General features: G+C 71.0%; 1 protein-coding gene. It reads left to right on the top strand.

Going from position 1 to position 555, the window contains the following annotated elements; genetic code table 11:
* Positions 1–33 precede the first annotated feature (33 nt).
* On the top strand, positions 34–555 hold a 522-nt coding region (locus PQI23_RS13950; RefSeq protein ID WP_339975568.1), incomplete at its 3' end, for a DUF222 domain-containing protein.

Below are 555 nucleotides of genomic sequence, written 5' to 3'. Positions count from 1 at the left end.
CCGATCGCGCGCAGGATCGCTGAGCAGTACGCCGTGGAGTCTCTTGACGAGCGGCACCGGGAAGAGGTGCGCAGGCGGCGGGTGGTGGTGCAGGAGCGCGAGGACGGGATGTCGGATCTGTGGGCGTATCTGCCCACAGTGGAGGCGTACGCGATTCACGACCGGTTGACGCGGATCGCGCGCGACGTCGAACGCGCCGAAACCGCTGCTGAAGGTGCATCAGCCGGTGACGCTGCTGCCGCGGACGTTCCGGGTTCAACCGGTGCGAGTGACGGGGGCGTTGGCGGCGCGGGTGGTGCCGGGGTGCGGCGGGTGCGGGACGAGATCCGGGCGGACGTGTTCACGGAACTGCTCCTGGGTGCCGACCCCAGCGCCGTGGCATGTTCGAGTGGTGAGGGGGTGCATGCCCGGGTGCAGGTGATCGTGCCGGTCACCGCCCTGGATCCCGAGACCGGGGATGGCACCGCCGAGCGTGGTGTGGTTCCGGTGGCGGAGCTGTCGGGGGCGGGCCCGATCGCGGTGAGTGCTGCGCGAAGCCTCGCCGCAGCATCCCGG

The organism is Leucobacter sp. USCH14 (genome assembly GCF_037619215.1).
Classification (GTDB): domain Bacteria; phylum Actinomycetota; class Actinomycetes; order Actinomycetales; family Microbacteriaceae; genus Leucobacter.
Note: the sequence above shows the minus strand (reverse complement) of the source record. Positions and strands in the feature narration are given on the sequence as shown.